Source organism: Prescottella defluvii (genome assembly GCF_000738775.1).
Lineage (GTDB): Bacteria > Actinomycetota > Actinomycetes > Mycobacteriales > Mycobacteriaceae > Prescottella > Prescottella defluvii.
The window spans coordinates 1-580 of the sequence record NZ_JPOC01000216.1 but is presented as its reverse complement, the minus strand read 5'-3'; the positions used below and the strand labels follow the sequence as shown (position 1 = coordinate 580).

The following is a 580-nucleotide window of genomic DNA, read 5'->3' as shown; positions in this document are numbered from 1 at the left end:
CACATCGGCCCGCGCCGCGCTCCGGGCGTCGCCCGCCGCCGGCACCCCGTTCACACCGTCGGTCGACTGCGCGTAGTGCCCGATGCCGTACCCGATCGCCTCGGCATTGACCGCCAGCGCCTGTCGGTCCACGTTCGCGAAGGTGTCCTGCGCCGTGTGGTAGTTCGGATCGAACGCCGCATCGCCCTCGCCGCCCCACTGCCGGGCCTGAACTGCGGTTTTGTTCTCCTCGGCGCCGGTGAACAGTCCGCCGGCCGGGATACCGACCGCGATGAACGGCCCGTAGTCGGAGCGCCCGTCGAAGTCCGTACCGTCCGGCGAGATCCCCAACTGCAGCAGGATCGCGTCGAACGTGCGCTCGGTCCCCGCCGACCCCTCCGGCCCGGGCTGGTGGCGGCGAGGGCCTGCGGGCGGGGACCCAGGGGGCCCGGGACGCGGGGGGCCACGGTACGGCCGATCAGTCCCCGGGCGGCGGCCCGAGGGTCTTCGAGCCGGCCGTGGGTGCACGAGCCGATGAAGACCGTGTCGATCTCGATGTCGCGGACGGGGGTACCCGGCGCGACATCGAGATCGACACGGT

At 72.9% G+C, this 580-nt stretch carries 1 pseudogene; it reads right to left on the bottom strand.

What is annotated here, in order from left to right:
- A pseudogene (locus IJ15_RS0124550) lies at window positions 1–387 on the bottom strand (M28 family peptidase); the annotation flags it as partial.
- Window positions 388–580 lie beyond the last annotated feature (193 nt).